This window comes from Prochlorococcus sp. MIT 1223, assembly GCF_034092465.1.
Classification (GTDB): Bacteria; Cyanobacteriota; Cyanobacteriia; order PCC-6307; family Cyanobiaceae; genus AG-402-N21.
On the sequence record NZ_CP139303.1, the window covers coordinates 258,727 to 283,503 of the forward strand.

General features: G+C 32.9%; 23 protein-coding genes. 11 read left to right on the top strand and 12 right to left on the bottom strand.

Annotated elements, in window-relative coordinates:
• Window positions 1-3 precede the first annotated feature (3 nt).
• Window positions 4-4,020 (bottom strand): magnesium chelatase subunit H, encoded by a 4,017-nt coding sequence (locus SOI85_RS01365; protein ID WP_320664441.1) that lies wholly within the window; start codon window positions 4,018-4,020, stop codon window positions 4-6.
• A 103-nt stretch (window positions 4,021-4,123) separates the two neighbouring features.
• On the opposite strand from SOI85_RS01365, the gene dapB reads away from it, so the two are divergent.
• From dapB to SOI85_RS01410, 9 genes are all read left to right on the top strand, one after another.
• Window positions 4,124-4,975, top strand: coding sequence for a 4-hydroxy-tetrahydrodipicolinate reductase (dapB, locus tag SOI85_RS01370; RefSeq protein ID WP_320665094.1), 852 nt, complete (start codon window positions 4,124-4,126; stop codon window positions 4,973-4,975).
• Window positions 4,976-4,979: 4 nt separating this feature from the next.
• Window positions 4,980-5,630 carry a hypothetical protein gene (locus SOI85_RS01375; RefSeq protein WP_320664442.1) on the top strand — a complete coding sequence of 217 codons (651 nt, stop codon included), beginning with the start codon at window positions 4,980-4,982 and terminating at the stop codon, window positions 5,628-5,630.
• Between the two features lie 55 nt (window positions 5,631-5,685).
• A complete protein-coding gene (locus tag SOI85_RS01380; RefSeq protein ID WP_320664443.1) occupies window positions 5,686-6,825 on the top strand; it encodes an FAD-dependent monooxygenase in 1,140 nt (379 codons plus the stop codon).
• Between the two features lie 8 nt (window positions 6,826-6,833).
• Window positions 6,834-7,049 (top strand): DUF2949 domain-containing protein, encoded by a 216-nt coding sequence (locus SOI85_RS01385; protein ID WP_320664444.1) that lies wholly within the window; start codon window positions 6,834-6,836, stop codon window positions 7,047-7,049.
• Between the two features lie 149 nt (window positions 7,050-7,198).
• Entirely contained in the window at window positions 7,199-7,768 is a 570-nt protein-coding gene (locus SOI85_RS01390; protein WP_320664445.1) for a DUF3038 domain-containing protein, read from the top strand.
• Between the two features lie 7 nt (window positions 7,769-7,775).
• Window positions 7,776-8,378, top strand: a complete 603-nt coding sequence (locus tag SOI85_RS01395) for a DUF4335 domain-containing protein (RefSeq protein WP_320664446.1) — start codon at window positions 7,776-7,778, stop codon at window positions 8,376-8,378.
• Between the two features lie 219 nt (window positions 8,379-8,597).
• Window positions 8,598-8,888: a hypothetical protein gene (locus tag SOI85_RS01400; protein ID WP_320664447.1), complete on the top strand. Its 291-nt coding sequence runs from the start codon at window positions 8,598-8,600 to the stop codon at window positions 8,886-8,888.
• 651 nt (window positions 8,889-9,539) lie between these two features.
• Window positions 9,540-10,001: a class I SAM-dependent methyltransferase gene (locus SOI85_RS01405; protein WP_320664448.1), complete on the top strand. Its 462-nt coding sequence runs from the start codon at window positions 9,540-9,542 to the stop codon at window positions 9,999-10,001.
• Between the two features lie 49 nt (window positions 10,002-10,050).
• Entirely contained in the window at window positions 10,051-10,356 is a 306-nt protein-coding gene (locus SOI85_RS01410) for a thioredoxin family protein (RefSeq protein ID WP_320664449.1), read from the top strand.
• A gap of 31 nt (window positions 10,357-10,387) precedes the next feature.
• Here the strand turns inward: SOI85_RS01410 and mfd are convergent, their stop codons facing one another.
• Together mfd and SOI85_RS01420 are read right to left on the bottom strand one after the other, a co-directional pair.
• Entirely contained in the window at window positions 10,388-13,885 is a 3,498-nt protein-coding gene (gene mfd, locus SOI85_RS01415; protein ID WP_320664450.1) for a transcription-repair coupling factor, read from the bottom strand.
• A gap of 51 nt (window positions 13,886-13,936) precedes the next feature.
• Window positions 13,937-14,668 (bottom strand): hypothetical protein, encoded by a 732-nt coding sequence (locus SOI85_RS01420; protein WP_320664451.1) that lies wholly within the window; start codon window positions 14,666-14,668, stop codon window positions 13,937-13,939.
• Window positions 14,669-14,723: 55 nt separating this feature from the next.
• Between SOI85_RS01420 and SOI85_RS01425 the strand changes: the two genes are divergently transcribed.
• The gene (locus tag SOI85_RS01425) at window positions 14,724-15,446 is read left to right on the top strand and encodes a TerC family protein (protein ID WP_320664452.1); all 723 of its coding nucleotides are present in this window, start codon (window positions 14,724-14,726) and stop codon (window positions 15,444-15,446) included.
• A gap of 7 nt (window positions 15,447-15,453) precedes the next feature.
• On the opposite strand, the gene fmt is transcribed toward SOI85_RS01425, so the two are convergent.
• The 9 genes from fmt to SOI85_RS01470 form a co-directional block, all read right to left on the bottom strand.
• The gene (fmt, locus tag SOI85_RS01430) at window positions 15,454-16,473 is read right to left on the bottom strand and encodes a methionyl-tRNA formyltransferase (protein ID WP_320664453.1); all 1,020 of its coding nucleotides are present in this window, start codon (window positions 16,471-16,473) and stop codon (window positions 15,454-15,456) included.
• Entirely contained in the window at window positions 16,470-17,843 is a 1,374-nt protein-coding gene (locus SOI85_RS01435; RefSeq protein WP_320664454.1) for a TldD/PmbA family protein, read from the bottom strand. The genes fmt and SOI85_RS01435 overlap by 4 nt, the downstream gene beginning before the upstream one ends.
• Window positions 17,844-19,247 (bottom strand): TldD/PmbA family protein, encoded by a 1,404-nt coding sequence (locus tag SOI85_RS01440; RefSeq protein ID WP_320664455.1) that lies wholly within the window; start codon window positions 19,245-19,247, stop codon window positions 17,844-17,846. It abuts the gene before it with no gap.
• A 282-nt stretch (window positions 19,248-19,529) separates the two neighbouring features.
• Complete coding sequence (locus SOI85_RS01445) at window positions 19,530-19,994, bottom strand: DUF2996 domain-containing protein (RefSeq protein WP_320664456.1); 465 nt, start codon at window positions 19,992-19,994, stop codon at window positions 19,530-19,532.
• 72 nt (window positions 19,995-20,066) lie between these two features.
• Window positions 20,067-20,609 (bottom strand): hypothetical protein, encoded by a 543-nt coding sequence (locus SOI85_RS01450; RefSeq protein ID WP_320664457.1) that lies wholly within the window; start codon window positions 20,607-20,609, stop codon window positions 20,067-20,069.
• Window positions 20,606-21,211: a flavin prenyltransferase UbiX gene (locus tag SOI85_RS01455; protein WP_320664458.1), complete on the bottom strand. Its 606-nt coding sequence runs from the start codon at window positions 21,209-21,211 to the stop codon at window positions 20,606-20,608. The genes SOI85_RS01450 and SOI85_RS01455 overlap by 4 nt, the downstream gene beginning before the upstream one ends.
• The gene (locus SOI85_RS01460; protein WP_320664459.1) at window positions 21,211-23,529 is read right to left on the bottom strand and encodes an RNB domain-containing ribonuclease; all 2,319 of its coding nucleotides are present in this window, start codon (window positions 23,527-23,529) and stop codon (window positions 21,211-21,213) included. Before SOI85_RS01460 ends, SOI85_RS01455 begins: the two co-directional genes overlap by 1 nt.
• 104 nt (window positions 23,530-23,633) lie before the next feature.
• On the bottom strand, window positions 23,634-23,933 hold the full coding sequence (locus SOI85_RS01465; protein WP_320664460.1) for a TMEM165/GDT1 family protein: 300 nt from the start codon (window positions 23,931-23,933) through the stop codon (window positions 23,634-23,636).
• A gap of 9 nt (window positions 23,934-23,942) precedes the next feature.
• Complete coding sequence (locus SOI85_RS01470) at window positions 23,943-24,299, bottom strand: TMEM165/GDT1 family protein (RefSeq protein WP_320664461.1); 357 nt, start codon at window positions 24,297-24,299, stop codon at window positions 23,943-23,945.
• 365 nt (window positions 24,300-24,664) lie between these two features.
• On the opposite strand from SOI85_RS01470, the gene psb30 reads away from it, so the two are divergent.
• Window positions 24,665-24,742, top strand: a complete 78-nt coding sequence (gene psb30 / locus SOI85_RS09725) for a photosystem II reaction center protein Ycf12/Psb30 (protein WP_414477802.1) — start codon at window positions 24,665-24,667, stop codon at window positions 24,740-24,742.
• The last annotated feature ends 35 nt before the right edge of the window (window positions 24,743-24,777 follow it).

The following is a 24,777-nucleotide window of genomic DNA, read 5'->3' on the forward strand; positions in this document are numbered from 1 at the left end:
AAGTTAATCGTCTGTCTTCACTCCTTCTATCCTATCCTCAGCTTCTTGATAAAGCTCTTTAAGTTGTTCTATATTCTCTTCAGAAGTTTCCCAATAACCTCTGCCATTAACTTCTAGCAAAGTACCAACTATTCTTCGGAAACTGTGAGGGTTCAATTTCATTAGACGATCCCTCATCTCAGGATCATTTATAAATGTTTCATTAGATTCCTCATAGACAAAGTTATCTACTTGACCGCTTGTAGCACTCCACCCAAGAGTATAATTAAGCCTATTTGAAACTTCTCTAACGCCTTCATAGCCGGATTTAAGCATTCCTTCATACCATTTTGGATTTAGGAGTTTTGTCCTTGAATCAAGTCTAATAGTTTCACTTAGTGAGCGAACCTGAGCATTTGCAGTCGTTGTATCAGCGATATAACTACTAGGAGCTTTTCCGTCATCTCTAAGGTTTTTTATTAAATTAGTAGGATCAGAGTCAAAATAATGACTTACATCAGTTAGAGATATTTCTGATGAGTCAAGATTTTGGAATGTTGCATCAGCTGTTTTCATTACTGATTCAAATACTTCTCTATTCTGATTCATTTCACCAGGATTATCAGCATTAAATGCATATGTCTTTCTTGAGAGATACATTTCTTGTAGTTCGTTTTCTTCTTCCCAGGTTGAGTTTTCTACTGCAAGATTTACATTCGAACTATAACTACCACTTGCATTAGAAAATACTCTGCAAGATGCATCTCTTAGACTGGTTCCTTGTTCCTTTGCTTGTTCAAGAGAATGTTTTCGTACAAAGTTCATATCTAATGGCTCATCAGCTTCAGCAGCAATTTTTACTGCTTGATCTATTAGTGCCATTTGATTTATAAAAAGATCTCTAAATACACCAGAACAATTAACTACTACATCAATCCTTGGGCGTTTTAGTTCATCTAAAGGTATTAATTCCAATTTATTTATTCTACCAACAGAATCTGGCTTAGGTCTTACACCTACAAACCATAGAATTTGTGCTAATGATTCACCATAAGTTTTTATATTATCTGTTCCCCAAAGTACACATGCAATAGTTTCTGGCCAAGTACCCTGCTCTTCTTTTTGTCTTTCTATAAGTTTATCAACAACAATCTTTGCTGCGGCAACAGCCGCTGTTGTAGGAATTGATTGAGGATCTAATGCATGAATATTTTTTCCGCTAGGTAACACTCCTGGATTCCTAATAGGATCTCCTCCTGGACCAGGAATTACATAATCACCATCTAGTGCCTTTAAAAGGCTTTCCATTTCTTGATCAGCACAAATTTGTTGTAAACAAAAGCGAAGATAATCAAAAAGTTTGTCGAGATTATTTGTATCTATTTTCTTAAAACCTTCTTTATTACAAACTCTTTGCCAAGGAGAAGGAAAATTGAATCCAAGTAATTTAAGAAAATCAAGGAACTTCTCAAGCATACTTTTCTGCATATTAACCCTGCCGTCTCTTCCTGTTAGAGAGAAGACCATTGCTCCCACTGCTTTTCTTGAGGTTTCGGTTATTAACTTATTTAGTTCGACATCTTTAAGATTACCTTTATTGTTACCTCTATAAACTTCCTCCATTTTTCTTCCCATTGATTCTGCTAATAGACTTGGTAATGATTTAATTCCTTCATCTTCTCTTTCTAGAGAGGCTATATTTACAAGAGTAGCTATTGCTTCTTCTGCTGTAGGAGGTTTGCCAATAGTATGCAATCCGCATGGTAGTAACCTACTTTCTATTTCCATTAACTGCTTATATACAGAGCCAACTATTTCGTCTCTTTCGTCTATATTTAATGAGGATATATCTTCATCTGGAAAAGTAATATCCTGATCAAGATTGCATTTGCGAGACGTCTCAATAATTGCATTAACTATTTGAACTCCACGTCCACTTTCTCTTAACTGTTGATAAGAACCTACTAACTCTCCTAGTTCTTTTAAACCTTTATATAACCCTGCATTTTCAGCTGGTGGGGTTAAATAACTAATAGTTGAGGCATATCCTCTACGTTTTGCGATTGTTGCCTCAGAAGGATTATTAGCAGCATAGTAGTAAAGGTTAGGAAGGCCTCCTATTAATGAGTCTGGATAACAGCTTTCACTCATTCCCATTTGCTTACCAGGCATGAATTCCAATGAACCATGAGTTCCAAAATGGAGAACGGCATCTGCTTTCCAAATTTTTTCTATATATGTGTAATAAGCTGCAAATCCATGGTGAGGACTTGCACTCCTAGAATATAGAAGTCTCATTGGATCACCTTCGTATCCAAAGGTAGGTTGAACTCCTACAAATACGTTCCCAAAATGTCTGCCGAAAATTAATAAGTTTTGACCATCACTATTTAGTGTTCCAGGAGGTTTACCCCAATTTTCTTCCAGACGGTGTGAATAGGTAGTGAATTTTTCGTATTCTTTTACACTCATTCTGTGAGCTATCGAAAGTTCTGGAGATCCTTGCAATGCTTCAGGGTCATTAATTAAACACTCCATTAATCCTTTTGGATCATTTGGCATATCGTTTATCACATAACCTTTTGTCTTCATTTCTTGTAGGACTCTATAAATTGAGCCAAAGACATCGAGGTATGCAGCCGTTCCAACATTTCCTTTGTCAGGAGGAAAACTAAATACTGTTATTGCTAATTTTTTCTCTGACCTCGGTTTTATTCTTAAAGATGACCATCGTATTGCTCTTTCAGCTATTGCATCCACTCGATCTTGCAAGGTATGGGCTTTGCCTGTTGCATCATCTCTACCAGAAAGAACAATAGGTTCAATAGCTCCATCAAGTTCTGGAATAGCTATCTGTAAAGCTACTTGAACAGGGTGTAGTCCTAGGTCACTGCCTTCCCATTCTTGAGTGGTTTGAAAGACAAGAGGAAGAGCGACCATATAAGGTCTATTTAACCTTTTTAGTGATTCGATAGCTTTTGGATGGTCTTGTCTTGCAGGACCACCTACTAATGCAAAACCTGTTAGAGAGACAACACCGTCAACAATTGGGGTATTGCTATCTATTTTTTCATAAAAGAAGGAATTAACTGGTCTGGAAAAATCAAGTCCACCACAAAATATTGGTATAACAGAAGCACCCCGATATTCCAATTCTTGTATTAAAGCTACGTAATGAGCATCATCTCCGGTAACTATGTGACTTCTTTGTAGAACAAGACCTATAACAGGACCTTCTTTAGCCTTTGGAGATAGGTCTTCTCTGCTAGATGTCCAGTCCAAATATTCTTTTATATCCTCGAACATGTTTGGTGCAATAGGATGCCAAATACCTAAATCGGGGAAAACTTCAGGATCTGCAATCTCAATATCCTTTACTTCCTGTGTTTTTAATGTTGGAAAAACATACTTGTCCCCAAGAAGTAATAGAAAATTACGTAAGTTATCAGGGGTGCCACCAAGCCAATATTGGAAGCTAAGCATGAAGCTTCTAGCGTCTTGAGCTTTATCTACGGGTAGGTATTTAAGTATTGCAGGAAGTGTATTTAGTAGCTTGAGCATTGAGTCTTGAAATCCAGCGCCGCCAGATTCCTTCCTCTTTTTCATAAAGTCGCCAATTATACTTTTACTTTGTCCTAATTGAGACATGGAAAAGCTGCCTAGCTTATTTAGTCTCATCACTTCTGGCATTGAAGGGAAGACAATAGATGCCTTTAGTTTTTCCTTGTGAGGCGAAACAGCATCTACAACTTTCTGCGCAAGATCCTCAATAAATATTAGTGAGGCAATAAAAACATCGGCTTCTGCTATGTCACTTTGAAAGTTTTGGTAATTAACGTCATCTCTGAGCTCTTCTATAAGATATCCATTAAGTTCAATACCAATTGGGCCATCTTGAGAATTTAATGATTTTGCTGCTTGTGTAAGAGCATTTTGGTACTGCGGTTCCAGAACCACATAAACAGCTTTCATTACTGCTTTATGCTTGTGATTCTCTACAGGTGAGACTCTGCGGTTGGCGGAGCGGACCTGTGTAAACATTTTCTTATCTGAGTATTTTGACCAAGCCTACTTTTATCTTGCCCATTACTGTGGATATGAACATATCCCTGTTACAAGAAAAACAAATAACTTCTCAATTTCAATGAATACTTTTACTGAAAATCCAATTCCCGTTATAGTTGCAGGAGCTCTAGGTCGTATGGGCGCTGAGGTTGTTAAAGCAGTATTAGATTCAAAAGATTGTGATTTAGTTGGTGCTATAGAATCTCTTCCGGGAAAAGAAGGTATTGATGTTGGAATATCATTGGGTCTAGGAGACACTGGCATTGCACTTACATCAGATTTTGAAGGTTGTTTGTGTGAAGCCAGTCAAAAAGTCCGAGATCTGGGTCAAGGTCAAGGAGTGGTTTTAGTTGATTTCACTCATCCCTCAGTGGCGTATGAACATACAAGAGCAGCTATTGCTTACGGAGTACATCCTGTTATTGGTACAACGGGTTTAAATCCAGATCAAATTAACGATTTGGATAAATTTTCTCAAAAAGCTTCGATAGGAGGAGCAATTATCCCCAATTTTTCAGTAGGGATGGTTCTCTTACAACAGGCAGCAGCAGCAGCTTGCTCTTTTTATGAAAATGCAGAATTAACGGAATTACATCACAATCAAAAAGCTGATGCTCCAAGTGGTACATGCATTAAAACGGCAGAATTAATGGAAGATTTAGGTAAGAAATTTAATGAATGCAATGTTACAGAAAATGAGTCCATACCAGGATGCAGAGGAGGTTTAAGGGAAAGTGGCCTACGAATGCATTCAATCAGATTGCCTGGTTTAGTTGCTCATCAAGAAGTTATTTTTGGGGCTCCTGGAGAAACTTTTTTATTGAGGCATGACACAATTCAAAGATCCGCCTATATGCCAGGAGTACTTCTAACTATAAAAAAGGTTAGGAAGGTTACAGGAATTGTTTATGGGCTCGAAAGGATTCTTTGAGAAAATGTTGATACCTTTGCGTCCAGGAGAACTACAAAAGCTTATTCCAGCTGTTGCAACTAGCAATCAATTTGGCTCAGCACTAGGAAATCCAAGAAAAATATTGCAGAAAATTATGATTTCATCAATTGGTGGAGTAATAACTTTATTAATAAGTCAGAGCCAGGTTACAAGTAGATTTTATTCCTTATGGCTTATTTTAGGAGTTGTTTTCATTCTATATATACTGTGGAGTCCAATTTACGAAGCCAGTAAAAGGAATTCTTCTTTACGTAGCTATACTACTGCAGCTATTTTTGAAGGTATAGTATCTGACGTTTATACAAAAGAATTGATTGAAGATCGTCATGAACAGGCAAACAAAAGAGGCCAATTGGAACTAGTTGAGAACCGCAGATTATGGATGATAATTGAATTAGAAGATGATGATGGATACCTTGGTGAATTAAAATTCCCAATAGAAAAACAACATCAGTTTATTAGAACCGGATTAATATTTAGATGCCTAGTCTTTAGTAATAATAGACAATTTGATTCTATTGCAGATATTAGTGATGGATGGCTTCCTGAAATTAAGCTATGGGTTGGAGAGTATCCTTTCTTGCTTAGACCAGCTTTCGAGGACCTATGTAATATGCGTTTAAATAGAGTATAATTAATTAAGTTATAGTTAATAAGGGTCCATTTATAGTAATAGAATAAAGAATGAGATGAAGAATTTAAGAATTAAAATCATAGGAGCTGGTCCAACTGGTTCTCTACTAGCTATATCTTTAGCAAAAATCGGTTGTAATGTAATGATTTTCGATAACAAAACATCAGAACAATTATCTAGTAGAACACATTCTTATGCTATTACACATTCATCTTATAATTTATTAGTCAAGTTAGATTTATGGAAATTACTGGAAACTAAAATAAATTCATTCAATAAGTTGTGTGTAATAGATGAAGGCATAAAAAAGAAATTAAACTTAAACCATATGGACCTAGGTATATCTCAAAGGGAATCAGGATCAATTGGATGGATAATAGATCATTCAGTATTAATGAAAACCCTAATATCAAAATTACAAACAACTAAGAACATTAATGTTAAATTTAATTATTCAGCAAATAGTAATTTAGAAAGTTACGACTATGTTATAGCAGCAGATGGAATAAATTCAAAATCAAGGGATTTTTATGGTATCAAGGGTTTTAAGTTCAAATATAAGCAATCTTGTCTAACTTCTAAGGTTTTAATAAGAAATAGCAATTCTACTACTGCTTATGAAATTCTTCGAGAAGAAGGACCATTTGCAATTTTGCCTATGGGGCGAAACATTTATCAATTAGTATGGAGTTCCTCAACTGGTAAATGTAATGATAGAATTATTTTATCTAAATCAAACTTGTTAGATCGTATATCAACTATATTGCCAACTGGATATGAACCTGATGTTATTTTAGAGGAACCAATTGTTTTCAATAACTATTTCTATTTAGCTAAATCATTCTTTAGCAAAAGGTTTATATTGGTAGGTGAGGCGGCTCATAGTTTTCATCCTGTAGGAGGACAAGGACTCAATTTATGTTGGAGGGATGTTTATAGTCTGTCTCAACTTATAAAGATATCTGCTAATAATAGATATCTTATAAGACACTTACCATTTATTTATTTCTTAATTAGATTGCCTGATGTTTTACTGGTAGCTTTCACCACTCATTCCTTAGTTGCTATTTTTTCTACAAGCTTTGCCCCACTTCTTATTATTAGAAGATTAACCTTTAAATTGTTATCATTATCCAAGAGTTTGCGTAAGGCATTACTGGCAATTATGACAAACAGTCTCCATAATATTAAGTAATTAATTAAATGGTTAATACGAATGAGACACAACCTCAACACTCAAGTGAATTTCTCCTATTCATAGAAAGGGATATTGGTCTAAGTAAAGAAGCCCTCGATCTTGGTATTCGTCAATCAAGGCTTGAAAACGCTCCTCTATCTGTAGTATTATGGAGCCTTGGATTAATTAGCCTTGAGCAATATCAAGAGATTATTAAATGGTTATATCAAAAGAATAATTAACAATGTTTTACTACTATTGTTCTTCTTATATGGTTTTATAGAAATTAATAGAAAAAGTTATATTGTTTCTTTTATATTAGTATAGCTTTATTTCACAACCTTACGACAATTTCACTAGCCTTAAGTAATTGATCAGTTATAATCGAATTATGAAATTAAACTCAACTAATACAATTTTAAATAATGAAGTCACAATATCAAATCTTTCAGGATCTAATTTCTGCAGAAGAGCTATTGAAAGACTTGATTTTCTATTATTATTAATTGAATCCTTAGAAATTAATGGATTAAATTCGATGCTCTCAAACAATAAATTATTAGAAAATACAATAGATATGCCTAGTCCCGTTGAGTTATGGAAAAAAAGAGCTCATAACCCTCTAAGAAAAGCATCACGTCGAGGCGCTTTAACTAGCGGCGAAGTTGAATCACTTATATTTCTAGTTTCAACAAGTGCAGACAGATTATATCCCTTGTTAAGACAATTGCTTTCTTCAAAAGAGCCAGATATAGTCACTTCTCAACGATGGAAAGCTTTAAATGATAGATTTTGCGAATTAGTAAATGAACGCATGAATTTGCGAAGAGTTGCGATTAAGAAGTTATTTATCGTTGATGAAAATTATAGTTTTCTTAGAGAATTGGTATTACTTCTAGCTTTTTCTACTGGCAGCGAAGGTATGGTTAGGTTAAAAAATAGTTTAAATGATATAAGTTAACCTATCAATGTTAAACCTTACATATTACTATGATCAAAATTCTAGTAGGCTAGAAGTTTCTGGACTACCAGATCTATCACTTGACGGTAATAATCAGTCTATAGGAATAATATCTTCCTGGAAATTAAATATAACAGGTAGTATTGAATTAGAAGGAAAGAAAGAACACCTGCTTGATTTGATGCGAACACTATACCCTTATTCTCAGTCATATTTACTAGGAGCTAGGCCTACTATTGGTAACTCTACATCCCCTGTTCAAATTGAACATACAGATACTGGCCATAAGTTAACATTAAGAAGCTCAAGAATCGAATATAAACCATTAGTTATTTATCTTGATGATGCGGAGCTTGTTGATTTAACTACTTGTTTAGATAAATTCAAAAGGGATTCTAGGGTTAAGTTTGATATTAAGGACTTTTCATATGAGCATTCTACTACTGATATATTTCGGAAATATGAGCTAAATCCTTCAAAGCTTCTACCTTCAATGCTTGGTATTACATCATTAATCTTGATCTCAGCATTATTTATGTTTGTCCCTGAAAAGGATACTGATCTTAGAATAATAGAAGACAATAAATTTGAAAATATAGAGAAAAGCTAGTCTTTAGTAAGTTTTTATACAAAGAATTCAATTCATCTTCTTCTTCTTGCTATATAGGTTTGTCATATATTCAAAGCAGGCTAGAATGATAAAAAAATGTGATTCACTATTTAGTGAGCTGTTAATTCACAAGAAGTTTTTATGAAGATTCTGAATACAGACTTATTAAATAATTCCTTTAATAAAACGAGTAAGCAGAGGAATATTTACAAAAAAACAATGTCTAACAGTAGGCTTTTAATAGAGAGTATTCTTATGTTTTTTATTGGAATAAATCTTGTTATATTCTTAAATTCAATACCTGAAAGATTCTCCTGGTCAGATTTCTTGAATGATATTTGGACCGATCTTTCTGAAGGTATTATCCAATTAATCCAATCATTAATTAAAATTGGAACTGTCACTTCTATTATTTTCTTACTTCTATTTTCTATATTCCTATTACTTGGAGGAATAATTAGGGCTTTTAAGCTGTTTTCAAGAGTAAAACATAGCTCAAGAAAGAGGTAATCTTTACTTCACTTAACTTCACTATGCATAAGTTGAATACGTCACTTTACCCTAGTTATTCTCATACGATTGCCACACTGGCTTTAATTTTTTCTTTTTATTCTATATTTGCATTATTTATTTCATCATCATTTGTATGGGTTATAATTGGCATTAGTTATACTTCATCATTTATTTGTTATATTAAGGGAGCTAACTTTGTTCATTCATTCCTTACCACGCATATTAATTCTAAAATATTGGTGAATTCTATCTTATCAGTTAATGCAATTATTCTTTTTATATCTTCTGTTGTAGGCTTAATAGATTTCTTGTACCTACTTAAATTTAGTAGCCGTACAAGCTTGTATATACCTATTAGTATATTTGTAATCCTTCTCTTTGCCTCATGTTTAGGTTTACATCAGCCAGTAAAGTCAAAATAGCTGTATATTAAATCAACTATTTTGATTTCATTTTATGAGTAAGGATCTGTTAAGTAATTATGATCGAAATAAGATAGACAGTACAGATGATATACTGTTTTATTCTCAACCAAGATTCGTATATCATTTGGATATTTTTTTCAGGAATAGATTAACTAAACTGTATAGTTCTCAACTTAATCCAAATTCTATTGTTCTAGATATGATGAGCAGTTGGGTTAGCCATTTGCCAAATTTAAAATTTAAAAAAGTGATAGGACACGGTATGAATATTCAGGAGCTTGAAGCTAACAAGCGCTTAGATTCATTTTGGAATCAGGATTTAAATAAGAATCAAATTCTTCCACTTGAAAACTCTTCTGTTGATTACTGTCTAATAGTTGCTGGCTGGCAGTATTTACAATTTCCAGAACTAGTCTCTTCAGAGATCTTACGCGTATTAAAACCCCATGGTAAATTTATAATATCTTTTTCAAATAGGGCTTTTTGGAATAAATCTCCAAATATTTGGGTAAATTCAGATGATCAAGGAAGGATAGATTATATATCTAGAGTTTTAAAATCAGTAGGATGGAAAATCGATTCTGTTATTGCAGAGTATTTAAAAGGTCAGAGTTTATTTAGTTTATTTAAATCTCAATCAGATCCATTCTTTAGTGTTATAGCTACTAAGCCTAGTGACTTATAGTTTATTTTAAATATTCAACTATAATAGTAACTATATTAAAATAAAAAACATGAAGCTTTCAGTTCTTAAATTCAGCTCTGAGGATTGTGGTACATGCCATCGAATGAGTCATTATGATGAAAAAGTTACAGTTGAGCTTGGTTGTGATTTTATTAACGTTAAGCTTCAAGATACTCAGGTATATCGTAAATATAGAAAGATTCTACTTTCACAGTATCCGAATAAAGAAGGAATGGGTTGGCCAACCTATTTATTAGTAAGCAATCCAGACGATGATTTTGCAATTATTGGGGAATTAAGAGGAGGAATGTCAAAAGGGGACTTCAGAACTAAATTAAAAGCTATTATCAACTAATTCAATATTAAGCATTAAATATTCATTTATATTATTCTGGCGTAATTTGTGATTCCATTAACTCAAACCAACTTATTAATTGATCTATTTGTTTATCTATTGATTGCAAAGCTATTCCCCTAGCTAATACTTCAGAGTTTCTATTATTTCTTTTGTAGATAAGTCTTCCATGTAGATGATTTGGTAATCCCTTCCTAAGTAGTTTGAATCCTGGTTCATCCATATTTGTTTCAAGAACTATATTTGGCTTTTCAGATCTTATTCGGGTAATACCACACTTTCTAGCAATAATCTTTAACTTCATTAATTCTAATAATGATTCTACGGCTTTTGGTATAGGTCCATATCTATCAGTCCAATTAGCTGCTAATTCGATTATCTCCTTCCTTGTATTACATTTAGAAGCAAAACGATACGCCGCAATTTTTTCGTCATTATCGATTATGTAATCTGCAGGAATAAAGGCTGTTAATGGTAAATCAATCTGCGTTTCGTCAACTTTTGGGATATTTTGTCCTTGTATATCAGATAAGGCTTCCTGAAGTAATTCCATGTAAAGGTCAAACCCTATTATCTCCATCTGGCCACTTTGTTCTACTCCAAGGAGGTTACCAACGCCTCTTATTTCCATGTCTCTCATAGATAATTGGTATCCACTACCTAAAGAGGTAAATTGTTGAATTGCTTTTAATCTTTGTCGAGAAGAATCGTTTAATTTGACCTTATCTGGATAAAATAGCCAAGCATATGCTTGGATACCACTTCTTCCAACTCTACCTCTTAATTGGTAAAGTTGAGCTAATCCAAACCTATGAGAATCTTCAATAATAATTGTATTTACACGAGGTATATCTAATCCACTTTCTATAATCGTTGTACATAGCATTAAATCAGCTTCACCTTCGTTAAATGCAATCATTGAATTTTCTAAATCACCTTCACTCATTTGTCCATGAGCTATAATTAACTTTATATTTGGTATCATATTTCTCAACTTTATTCCTATTTCTTCTATTCCATCAACTCTTGGTACAACATAGAATACTTGACCGCCTCTATCTAATTCCTGTTTAATTGCGCTTCTAATTGCTTCATCATCCATATGTGAAAGATTGGTCTTAATCGATCTTCTTAATGGCGGTGGAGTAGTTATTAAACTCATCTCTCTAACTCCTGATAAGCTCATATATAAAGTTCTGGGTATAGGAGTTGCGGATAGGGTTAAAACATCAACAGACTTTTTAAGCGATTTTATTTTCTCTTTTTGATTAACCCCAAATCGCTGTTCTTCGTCAATTACGAGTAATCCAAGCTTAGCAAATTTGGTTTTTTTATTTAATAATTGATGTGTTCCTACAACGGCATCAATAGTACCCTCATCTAGACCTTCTAAAATCTCATTCTTTTCCGATGTTGTTCTGAAGCGATTTAGTAAAGATACTTTTATAGGATAAGGTGCAAATCTTTCAGATAAGGTTCTCCAGTGTTGCTGAGCTAGTATGGTTGTTGGAGCTAATAATGCAATCTGCTTGCCAGAAGTAATAGCCTTAAATATTGCTCTAATAGCTACTTCAGTTTTGCCGAAGCCAACATCACCACAGACCAACCTATCCATAGGTTTTTCATTTTCCATATCTTTTTTAACATCTAAAACAGCAGAAACCTGGTCCTTTGTTGCTTCGTAGGGAAAGGAATCTTCTAATTCTTTTTGCCAAGGACCATCTTGGGGATAAGCAAATCCACTTTGCTTTTCTCTTTCTGCATACAACTTTACTAAGTCAAGTGCAACCTTCTTTAGTCCCTTACGAGCTCGTTCTTTTGTAGAAAACCAAGAAGTACCACCTAATTTATTAATCTTTGGTGCTTTGTCTGAGGAAGACCGATACCTGCCTAAGCTTCCTAATTGATCGGCGGCCACTCTAAGAGTTCCATCTAAATATTTAACAACTAAGTAATCTCTTATTTCACCTGCCATAGTTACTTTCTCTATCTTTTTGAAAATTCCTATACCATGACTACGGTGAACGACATAATCACCAGGATGCAATTTATAAGGATCAATTGACTTACTGTGAGCTTTCCTTCTCCTTCTTATATATGAACTATTTATTATACTTTGCTGTCCAAAAAATTCCTTGTCTGTAATAATAAGTATTTTGAATGTAGGTAAGTAGAATCCTTCTATTTTAGCCTCACTAGTACATTTAAGAGCTACAGGTATTTTCTGAGAATTAAGTAATTTAATCGTTTCATAATCAACAGGATTAACAACAAACTGAGAATGACAATCGTGTTCTTGTAACAAGGCAACAGCTCTACTTGGCTGTGCAGATAGGAGAAAGATAGAATTATTTTGTTTAATATAGTCTTTTATATCTGTTGCGAGTTTACCAAACTGATTAGGAAGGAACTGTAAGCTTTTTTCATTAATATCATGATTGTTTTTGCTAGTACTATTAATATTATTTGTTGAGGAAAGTTCGACTAGTTTATATTCATCTAGGCTAAGTAGAGTCTTCTCAACATTTGGCAATAAAGCTGTACAAGCTTCTTTATCATATATATCAAGAATTGATTTTGAAGTCTGGATATCTTTTTGTATCTGATTAACCCAATAATTTCCATGCGCTATACACTGATTCTTATCCTCTATAACAATAAGAGTTTCATCGTTTATATAATCAATAAGATTTGATGGCTTTTTCCATGCTACACCTAATAATTTTCTCGAAACTTTATCTGTTTCATTAAGATCTGAATATGGATTTATGGTATTTAGAGAGTCTAAATTAATATTTTGTCTTTCTTCTAATATTTTTTCGGATATAAGAGGTGTTATCCCTATAGGTGTTATACAAATTGTATTTATCCTATCTTGCGATCTTTGTGATATTGGATCAAACTCTTTTATTTTATCTATTGCATCTCCGAAAAACTCCACCCTAATAGGGAGCTCATTATTTACTGGATAAATATCTACAATGTCTCCTCTCCTAGACCAAGTACCTTCCTGATCTACAGTATTTCTTCTTTCATATCCTATTTTTGTTAGTTTATTTGAGAGATCTTCTAAATCAACATCCATATTATCTTTTAATTGGATAGATAATTTCTTAATGAATTCAGGTGGAGGTAGATGTGGCTGAAGGCATCTTTCAGTTGCTACAATACAATAATTTTGATTATTCTCTTCGCTTATTAATTCACTAAGTACTTGTAACTGTCCCCAAAGAATCTCTGTTGATGGTTCGTTATCATCAAAAGGTGAGACTTCACTGCTTGGATATATATTTGATTTATCCCAACCTAAAAGGCATAATATTGGATACCATTTAGCTGCCTCCTCAATAGTTGGAACAATAATTAGTAATGGACTATTATTAGTTTTAGCAAGGGAACTTAAGATTATTCCATTAGCCAATCTAGAAGTTCCATTAAGGTTAAGATTATCTTCCCTTTCAGTTCGAGAAAGCAAGTCACATATAAGGTTAGTATTACTAACTGTATTTACGATTGAACTTAGTTGCATATGATAAGTTATGTCTGTTTAATATATCAAATTATATTGAATTAGGATTGATTAAACAGAATAATTTGAGTTTAGATGATCTTCTAATATCATATTAAACTCTAAAAGTTGATTTTGGTTTAATTCATTACGGCTATTACAGTCAAAATGTAATTTTAATAGCTCTCTGCCTTTTGACATATCCCAATTTAACTTTTCAATTAGTTTAGTTGATTTCAATATGAGTTCTTCTAAATTGAAATCGATCTGGTTAGGAAAGGTACCAACTTCTAGAGAGTTTAGATTATATAGATATATTTTTAGTTTGGAGTAACTGGTTATTTTAGAGCGATCAGATAAACCCAATATCTTTAAGAGATATTGTTGCTCATCAGTTTTACTCCAACCTAATTTTTCCAACTGTAGATCTATTGAGGAAAGTTCTTTACTCCAGTCAACCGGAATATTAGGTAAATCTAGCTTAGTATGTTCTACTCTATTATTACTAATATTGGAGTTAGCTTTATAACTACGATTTTTATATTTATCTAGCTTATTTTCTTCGATCTGTTCCTCTTGCATAGGTAAGTTCTTATTTATACGTAAATCATCTTTATTTAATAATCTCTTGTATATTTTTTCAATTGCTTCATTTTCTGCTTCATTAATTGTTTTTCCTTCTGCTAAGGTGCTTCCTATAGTTTGCTCCTTATACCAACCCCTTACTTTTACTATAACTCTGCTATTGTCAACGTATGATAAGTATGACTCTGTTCTAATATTAGTTGAATTGCTTAATTCCATTATTTATTTATCTCGCTATTGATTTTTAAATATTTGTTTAATTATAATACCTTATATGGACTCAGCTGCTTTAACATCCCTAACCCCTCTACTAGACGGTATAGATCGATGGGTTGAGTTAGCACCATTATTACCAGTTATTATTTCCCTAGAATTAGTCTTGTCAGCAGACAATGCTGTTGCTCTAGCAACTATTACTAAGACACTAAAGCAAAAAGACCTTCAAAGCCTGGCATTAAATATTGGCATATCTATTTCATTGTTCCTTAGAATGCTTCTTATAATATTTTCTCAGTATTTATTAAATTATAAACTTATTAATCTATTCTGTGGAATATACTTAATTTTCTTATGTCTCAAAAATATAAATAGCATTAAAAAATCAAATACTACCATTACAAATTCCAATAAATATAACCAAAATAGATTTTCCTTACTCAGAGTAGTTTTGATGCTGTCCGTAACTGACTTAGCATTCTCCATTGACAGTATTACAGCAGCTGTTTCTATTAGTGATCAGCTTTTCCTTGTTATCACTGGCGCGTTAATAGGAGTATTGGCACTTAGGTTTACTTCGTCTCTATTTGTAAGATGGTTGGATGTCTTTTTAAGGTTAGAATTGGCAGGTTATATTGCTATTGGTTTAATAGGTCTTAAATTAATAGTTAAATTAGTTTATCCATTGGTATATATACCTGAATATCTTGTCTTTTTATCTATGACATTATTGTTTATGTGGGGCTTTTCCCTTAAAAATGAAAAATATATTAATGAGTAAATTATCTTTATTCAAATTTCAAACTTTCGATTGTGCCTAATTGTTGAACTAGTTTATTGCCAGATGTAGGCTTTTTACCTTCTATCTGAGCCTCTCTTATTATTATTGGGCTATCGCCTGTTAAAACAGTGATTCCATGTTGATGATGTCTATCTATTATTAAACCTGGCTCTAGATTATTAGAATTATAAGATATTGATTTTAATGAATTATAATGAACTTGGTCATTGTACCTTATACTTTCTAAGCTTTTTGTGCAAAGTACTTTGACTCTCTTTCCAGATATAGTAGTATAGGCATTCGGATAAAGTCCCCTAACCTTATTACTTATATCATAACTTTTTTGATTCCAGTTTATTAAATATTCTTTCTTATCGATGATTTTTGCATATGAGGAATTATCACTTACATTGGATTGCTTAGATAGATCTAATCTTTGCGTGTCAAAAACACCTAGCCTTTTATATTGTTCTTGGATAAGACTAATCGTATCTACCAACAACTCTGCAGAGATTTCACTAAGTCTTTTAGATAATTGAATAGAATTCTCTGTAATATTTATCTGTATTTTCTTTTCCAGCAATATTGGCCCAGTGTCTAAGCCTTCTTCCATATATATAATATTAACTCCAGTTTCTTTATCACCATTTATAATACTTCTCTGAATAGGAGCTGCTCCTCGCCATTTAGGTAAAAGAGAAGCATGCGCATTCCAACAACCAAGTTTAGGCCTATTTAATACCTCTATTGGAAGTATTTGTCCAAAAGCAACAACTATATAAATATCTGCCTCTAACTCTAATATCTTACTCCTTACCTCTGACTCATCTCTTATTCTTGTGGGTGTGAAAACTGGTATTGATAAATCTATACCTATTTTTTTTACTGGTGAGTAAGAAAATTTATTACCCCTAGTTCTTCTTTTATCAGGTTGTGTAACTATACCTATTACATTATATCCGTTATTAACAATTGCTTTAAGACTAGGTACAGAATATTCAGGAGTACCCCAGAAAACAACATTCATGCTTCACCAGTTATAGAAAGTTTATCAACCCATATGTGAGGAGAAACTCCATTATGAGTGGTATGTTGCTCTTCTTCAATCTGCAGAATTTGCAAAAGTAAGGCTTTAATATCCCCAGCTACTGTTGCTGCTTCAATGGAAGTCCTTGTCCCATTCTCCACTATCCAACCATCAAATGGCAAGGAGAAAGATCCCTGACTTGATTTAACGCCAGCATGTAATGCATTTAGATTATCTATTAAGACATACTTACATTTTGACTGTGTGTGACTTAAATCATTTCTTAAACATTTACTTTTGTTCGTTTTACTTATTACAAACCATTCTGGAGAAACTGATGCCTTGGCACCCATACTTGCATGACCAGTAGGACTCACATTAAATTTCCTAGCAGTTGCTTCAGAATGTATGAAATTAATTAATTTGCCGTCTCTAACTAAAATAATATTTCTTTTCGGTGTTCCTTCTCCATCAAATGAAAAACTTCCGATATTATCTTCATGTAATGGCTCGTCAGATATTGATATAAATGGAACAGATATATCAGTTCCTAATGATGAGATTGTCGATAGACTTTGGCCATCAATTATAGAACGAGCATTGAAAATATTACTAAAAGCTCCAATCAAATCAAGAAAAGCTTCTGGGCTAAAACATACCAGATACTTGTCTGTAATAATTGGCTTATAGTCAATATGGCTAATAGTCTTACTAATTGATTCATCTATGCATTCCTGAATGTGTAAATCATCAATTCCGTTTGCCACTTTTACAGAACCAGCACTTCTAGGTTTCCTTCCTTCTTTTTCTGCCTTTGCATAAAGGTAAATACTTGCCTGACTTACCTTCATATATCTATTTGCCCCAAGACTATTTAAGTAAAGTCTCTCTATTAGACTTTCTGAAAGTCCATTGTAAGGAACAGAGTTAATATACTGACAAGAATTAATTAACTCAAACTCTGCTTTCTTTAGTAAGTCAAGTAATTTATTAATTCCTGAGTTTTGATGAATGATATTCTTAACTTGTGCTAACGGACTCATAGCTAACTTTGAGAAATCAGGGGGCTCAATATCATTTCCATATTGACTGGCAATTGAAGCACCTTTGAATGCTTTCCTAATTCCATATTCTGATACATCATTTGTACTTGTAATACCAACAAGACACTGTTCATTCCATACTCTTATTGTCATTGAATAACGTTGAGAACCTTTTAATTGCTTAGACTCTCCTTTATCTACTTGTACTGAAATATCTGTACTGGATGATGCACCTATATCCCATTTATAGATACCTTGTTCTTCGGCTATAACTTCAATTTGTTTTTTTAGAACTTCTGGGTTTAAAATAGATTTGTTAGTTGTCATTTATCTTCCTCCAATTGTTATTGAATCAACCTTTATATGAGGTTGGCCAACAGTTACATTGACACTTCCACTAATTGAGCCACAAAATCCAGCTGCTAAATCTAAGTCATTTGCACACATAGAGATTCTGGGCATTATTTCCTTTGCTTCCCCAATTAATGTTGCTCCTTTTACTGGTTTAGTTAATTTTCCGTTCTCAATCAGATAACCCTCTTCTACAGAAAAATTAAACTGTCCTGTTGGTCCAACACTACCTCCACCCATAGACTTACAATAAAGACCATTTTCAACACTATTAATTAACTCTTGCGGATTATATTTACCTGCTGATATATATGTATTTCTCATTCTACTTGCAGCTGAAAATGAATAATTCTGTCTGCGACCACTTCCAGTTCTCCTATGACCAGTTCTTAAACTACCCGCTCTGTCACTTAAAAAGTTTTGTAAAACACCATCTTTAATAAGAACTGTTTTCTCAGCTTCCATTCCCTCATCATCTATCGATATTGAACCAAAAGCACCATCTATACCTCCTTCATCAATAGCCGTTACAGCTTTATTTGCTATTTGTTTGCCTATCTTATCTAAAAAAGGAGTTGTTCCTCGTTCAATTTGAGTAGTTTCTAAGAGATGCCCGCATGCCTCGTGGAATATCACTCCTCCAAATTTGTTAGCCAATACAACAGGCTTTTGTCCTGCCTGAACATATTCTGCATAAAGCATTTTGTTTGTGCTATTACAAATTTCCTGAGCAGAAGCATCAATATCCCAATCACTAAGATGCGTAGTTTTGCCCTCACTTCCATATCTTCTTCCAATGCTTGCTCTATTTTCTCTATCAGAAGCAATAACACTTAACCCATGTGACTGATGTAATCTGATATCTCTACAAAATGTTCCATCGGACGCTGCAATTATGACTTCCTGCAACGAGCGAGCATAGTTTCCTCTTCTTGATTGTAATTTTGATCCATGTTTCTCTAGTAACTGTGTCCCTTGAAGTAGGTGATTACAAGCATCATTTATTGAAGGAGTGTCCATTACAAAACTATCTTTACTGGCTCCATAGTCTTTCAGCTTATTAAGACCATTAAATATTTTAGTCTCACAATTAGATGAAGATAGAGCAAGCATTGCTAGTGCTTGATCGACAGCAAAAATCAATCCAGAAATTGATAGGTCATTGGTGCTAATAAAGCCGTCTCTCAATCCTCTAAAAATTCTGATACCGGCTCCTTTGCTAAATGAAGGATTTACAGATGTTATCTTGTCCTGTTCCGCTAAAACAGAGAAATTGTCTGAGCTCTCAAGAAATATTTCAACAAAATCAGCTCCTGCATTACATCCATACAAAATAATATCTTCTAGTTCTGATGGTGATGGAAAATCATTTAGTTGCAATTTTCTATCATGTTGATGAGTTTTCGTTATTGCAGGTACCAACTTTATAGTGTAATTGTCTTCTATTATGGCACCTTAAAATATGAATCGTGGAATGGAATATGAATTTATAATATAAGTAAATATAAATTAGCTTCTGTTATTTAATAATAATCTTAATAAGATATATGATTTTCTTAAATAGAGTAAAAAGTATTATATGAATATATAATATAGAAATAATATTGTATCTATATATAATATTATTTAGCCACTAACAAACTGTATATTTTTTATAAATTATTAATTAGATAACAACCATTTCTGACCATTTAACCTTTGCAAAATTCTAGACCTTAACAAGGGTAATGTTGTTTTCTTTTCATCAATCAAAAAAGACTCAAGAAGGCTTGGTTCACTGCCTGTCTCTGCAATTAAAAATGTCTTACTAGAACTTATTTTTTTTTCAGCAAAGCATAACCAAAATCTCCTTCCTTGATTAATTGTTCCTTCTAATATCCAACATTTACCCCCCACAACTGGTCGTTCTTTTTCTTCAAGAGTTATTTTAGTTTGTAGAATACCATTAGATTTAAATGATGTTATTAAATCTGGGATTAAGTGATCATTAATAAATTCTTCAAATGGCTTATCTTCTAGCTTCGGCGGTTTTTCAGGCTTTTTTGATCCTGATTTGGTATCAGGTAGTGACTGATCAGTCTTAGAAGTTGCTTGGTCTTCTGTTCCTGGCTTTTGTATCTCAGACAAGATAAGTAGTCTATTGAGTATAATTTAGCTTAGGTATGTCTTATATAGGGAAGATGTTTAATTATTAAAATATCACCAATTTTCAAGTTGTTCGTTAAGCCAATCATCAGTATTATTTTGGTCCTTAGAGCTATCAGTAGATTGTTTGGCAATGTTATCATTTCTGTAAATATATTCTGAATTTACAGCAGAAGAATCATCAGAAGTTCGAGGTCTTGCTTTTTGAACTATCTTGTATGGGATAGATACAGTTGGAGAAGGATCTCTTGGATCTCTTTCAATGTAATTAAAACTAGAAGAATCCGAGAAATTGTCAGCATAATTCGTCTGACCTAAAGGTTGCTCAATGTATGGCGTTTGATATTCCGGTTTTGAGATCACACGTCTTGATTGAAAGGTATTAGAATTAGTATCAGGTAAATTAACAATAATAAATGAAGATATAAATCCTAAAGTACTACCTATAGCTGTTAAGTAACCTAATTCTAGAGGGGGAATTGTCCAAACTAATACTTTTAAATTCGACTTCTTTTCTAAATTTAGTGTTGAAATTAATAATATAAGTGAAAATGGTAATATTGAAAGTGTAAACAAAAAAGTATTAATCGATCTCATTTCCTACCTTTCCATCTTTTTATTGGAGCTAGATCCTCTCCAATTGTATCAAAAAATCTAACAACTATAAATTCAATCATATCTTCTAATGTTTCTGGGTTTGTATACCAGGCAGGCATAGGTGGTATAATCTTTGCTCCAGATTCCTTTATGGCTATCATATTTCTTAAATGAATCAAGCTTAGTGGACTCTCCCTTGGTGCTATTAATAATTCTCTACCTTCCTTCAAATGTACATCAGCACATCGTTCAATTAAATCCAAAGAATAACCAGATGATATTCTCCCAAGTGTTCCCATAGAACATGGAATTATTGCCATCGCTTTGGTTTTAAAACTTCCACTAGCTATTGCTGCTGAATGGTCATTCCATTTATAACACTTAAGTTTTCCTGTATATATGTTTAATCTATTTCTCCAGAATGTTTCTTGCTTAACAGAGTCTATGGGTATTTTGATATTACGTTCAGACAAGAAGACTTCGTATGCTCCTTTACTTAAGATTAGATAAACTTCTTTTTGGTTCGCAAGTAAAAGTTCTAACGACTTCTCGCCTAGCTGTAATGCTGAAGAACCTGTAATAGCAAGAATAATTGGACTCATTAATTACTTATAGATACGGTTACAGGTGCTTGCTGTGTAACTTTAATATCTGCTTTAGTCATATCTTCTTGAGTATTAATCTCTAAATCAATCTGATTCCTTAATAAATCAACCTTTACAATTTTGACGGTTATTTTATCGCCTAACTGATAGGTTTTTTTGTATTTTCTGCCTATAAGAAGTGTTTGTCTTGATCTGTACTCGTACCAATCGTCATTTAACGTACTTACGTGAACAAGTCCTTCAATTTTAAGATGATCCAATTCAGCAAAGAAGCCATAACTTTGAACTCCTGTTATATAGGCTTCATGGTTCTTATTTATAACCTTTAGTGCCTCTCTTGATTTGCTCATTGAAATCAATCCATCATAGAATATATTCAACTTCTGTGTACTTTTAGTAATTGTATCTAGTGAGTTTTCATTTATCAAAGAATTAAATGTATTCAATGTTGATGGTGTAAATAAGTCATAGTCTATAGAATTCCATGAGTCCTTCCTTCCCACGAGTAATTTTTTCGCTTCTTTACTTTTCTTTTTTAACTTTGCTTCTTTTAGCAGAAGAACAATGGTTCGTTGATTTAAAAGATCTAAATAACTACTAGAAGGACAAATCCATGGAGATTGATTGCTATATTGTATGAATTGATCATTTAACAAATTACTATCATTTTTTTCCTTAATTTCTTGTAAAGATCTACAAATAACAAATCTTTTATGTTTTGTAGACTGTTTAAGTATTTTGTATAATATTCTCTTATTGGGGTTATCTTCTATTGTAGTTAATAGCTCTGATGGTTCTACATAGCCGTTCTCGTCAAGATCAATCTTTATATTTAAAGAAATTGCTGATTTAATTACTTCATTAATTGAATTTTGATCTATATTTTGCAAATAAGTGGAAATAGTTGGTATTCCATAAGCTCTAGAATGAAAATGCCAGATAGAGTTTGCAGTCTTAATGAACTCTCTTAAAACGCAATTCGGATCGGAATTATCAAATTTACTATCCGATCCAAAATAATCTCTAAGTGGATTATATATTCTTAATTCAGTTAACTTATCAATATTAGGTATTTCTAAATCTAATTCTATATTCTTAGTATTATGCCTATGTAATTGCGTACTACAGAAAATAATTGTTTGTATTTGAGTAATATGATCTTTAATTGGTTTGAGTATTTGCGGAATATTTCGTGCCTTTGGTTTTCTATTAGCAACTGCTTGAAGTTGATCCTTGTTTACTGATGCAACAGGTCTAATTCTACTCAAAAAGAATTCCCAGTCCTTAATTGATCCATTACTGTCTAAGTCTATTGCGAGAGTAATTGCCTCATTAATCTCGCCTACTTCAAATTTTGATGCTTTTATGAGTTCTTGGTTAAGAAGAGGTCTCCATTTATTGCCAAGACAAATAGATTCTCCTCTTTCCTTTATCCATTCATCTAACTTTCCTCCTTGATTAATTCTTTCAGCAATTGCGGTTGAGTGTATCCAAATTCTAGTACCTCCCTCTTGCTGTTGAGATGAAATTGCTGGAAGTATTGGAGAATTAACTGATTGCCAACTAGAAAGAAGGAGGCATGCTTGATCTGTAAGATCAACTCTATTTGTCGTTGATAAACTTTTAAGAATTGCTTTTGGACTTGGTGTATTTTCCTGTAAGTTAGACTTAGTTAGAAGAATATTTTCGTCTCCTTCATCACCTTTGTCTAAAGGTAAAGACCTAACAACTGTACCTTCAGCTGAGTATTGTGCTATAGGGTACTTATTAATCTTAACTTCAACTATATTATTTAATTCATCTTCTTTTAGAAATTTCTTATCTTTATCGCTTAATTCTATATCTTCCAATAATCTATCATCTAGAGGGTTGGCTATTAGTTTGCTTTCAGATTGCCTGATTGTTGATATTAAGGATGAAGTATTTCTTTCTAGAATGCATAGAACAGATCCTTCTGGTGACTTACGTCTATGACCTTCTTTATGTAATCTAACGAGTACACTATCTCCATGCCAAGCGTGATTCAATGAATGTTCTCTTATATAAATATCTTCATGGTCATCTTCTGTATAAGCGAAACAATAACCTTTACTGCTACATCTAATCTTTGCTTTTATATTATTAGTATTATCTGAAAGTTTTACATTATATAATTCATCAATATCAATAATATCTAGTTTAGCAAGGGCCTTTAATGCTATATCAAGTTTAATTTTTAGATCCTTTTTTGTTAATTTAAGAGCCTTTTCAAGCGTTTTTATTTCTATAGTCTCATCCTTACTCAAAAAGCTAAGAATATTCCGAATAGTAATCATTTTACAATGCTCCTTGATTTGATACAGGTTAAATAATGGATAAGTTCAATTGTAATTAAATGTCGATAACAAAAGGGAATTAATCATTTTATTCAAGTTGATAGTCATAAGGATTGTATCTCTTTTTGTTCCATTAATGCATTTCTCAAAAGGGTTATCCCAAGATATATAAAAATAACAGCGGCTAAGGCTTCAAGTAGTTCCTCTGGAAAGAGTGATGATATAGAACCACCAGCGAGAGCTCCTATAAGGCTAGTAATGATGAGAGCTAATGAAGAGCCTAAAAAAACTGCATAAGGTTTATTGGTTGATCCACTTAAAGCAAAAGTGGCTAGCTGGGTCTTATCTCCTAACTCAGCTAAGAATACAGTGGTGAAAATGGATAATAATAAAGTAAAGTCCATTTATTAAAATTAGTTAGAAGAAAAATAAGTTTGCAATGATTGAAAACCAAACCATAGGCCTAATGACATCATAATAAAAGAAGAGATAAAACTAATTCTTACTTGAGAAATCTTCTTAGAAAGCCAACTACCGAGTATTACGACAAAAAGTGTTGAGGATATTAATGCTAATGCAGCTCCAGCAAAAACCACAGCCGGTTTTCCAGATTTAGCTGATAATAGTAATGTTGCTATTTGTGTTTTGTCGCCTAACTCGGCTATAAAAACACTTATAAAAGTTGAGGTAAATATAGCAAAAAAACCGTCAGATAGTTTTTCTTTACTCGTTTCTGACAGATCGCTAGTATCTTCATTATTTTTAGTCATAAGAGAAAAAAAGTGTTATTTGCATTTCTCTTACCAAAATCTGATATGTTAATGATTTATTGTTTATTATATATTGCTATTGCTACAAGAGGTATAATATTTACTTTTTATTTTCTCAGTTTTGTATGTAATTTCTATTCCTAATCAAACACGCGGCTTTCGATCTAAGGCTCTATAGAAGAATCGTGCACAAGCCAAAGCACCAAAGTAAGAGGACGCTTCCAAAATATTAATCTGCTTAAACCGCTTAAGGAGACTGTTTTTCGAAAGATATATAAGGCTTTTTGACACTTTTAAAAATATCGTAACGATTTTCAAAAAAAGAGTACTTACCTTAGTAAGATATATGGAGTTAAAAAAATTAAATGGGTAACTTAATTCCTTTAGTAGCTGTTGTACTAGCAGGACCAGCAATAATTGCTTTGATTTTCTACAGAAGATAAAAAAGTCAAGAGCATAACGCACTTAACTAAAACAG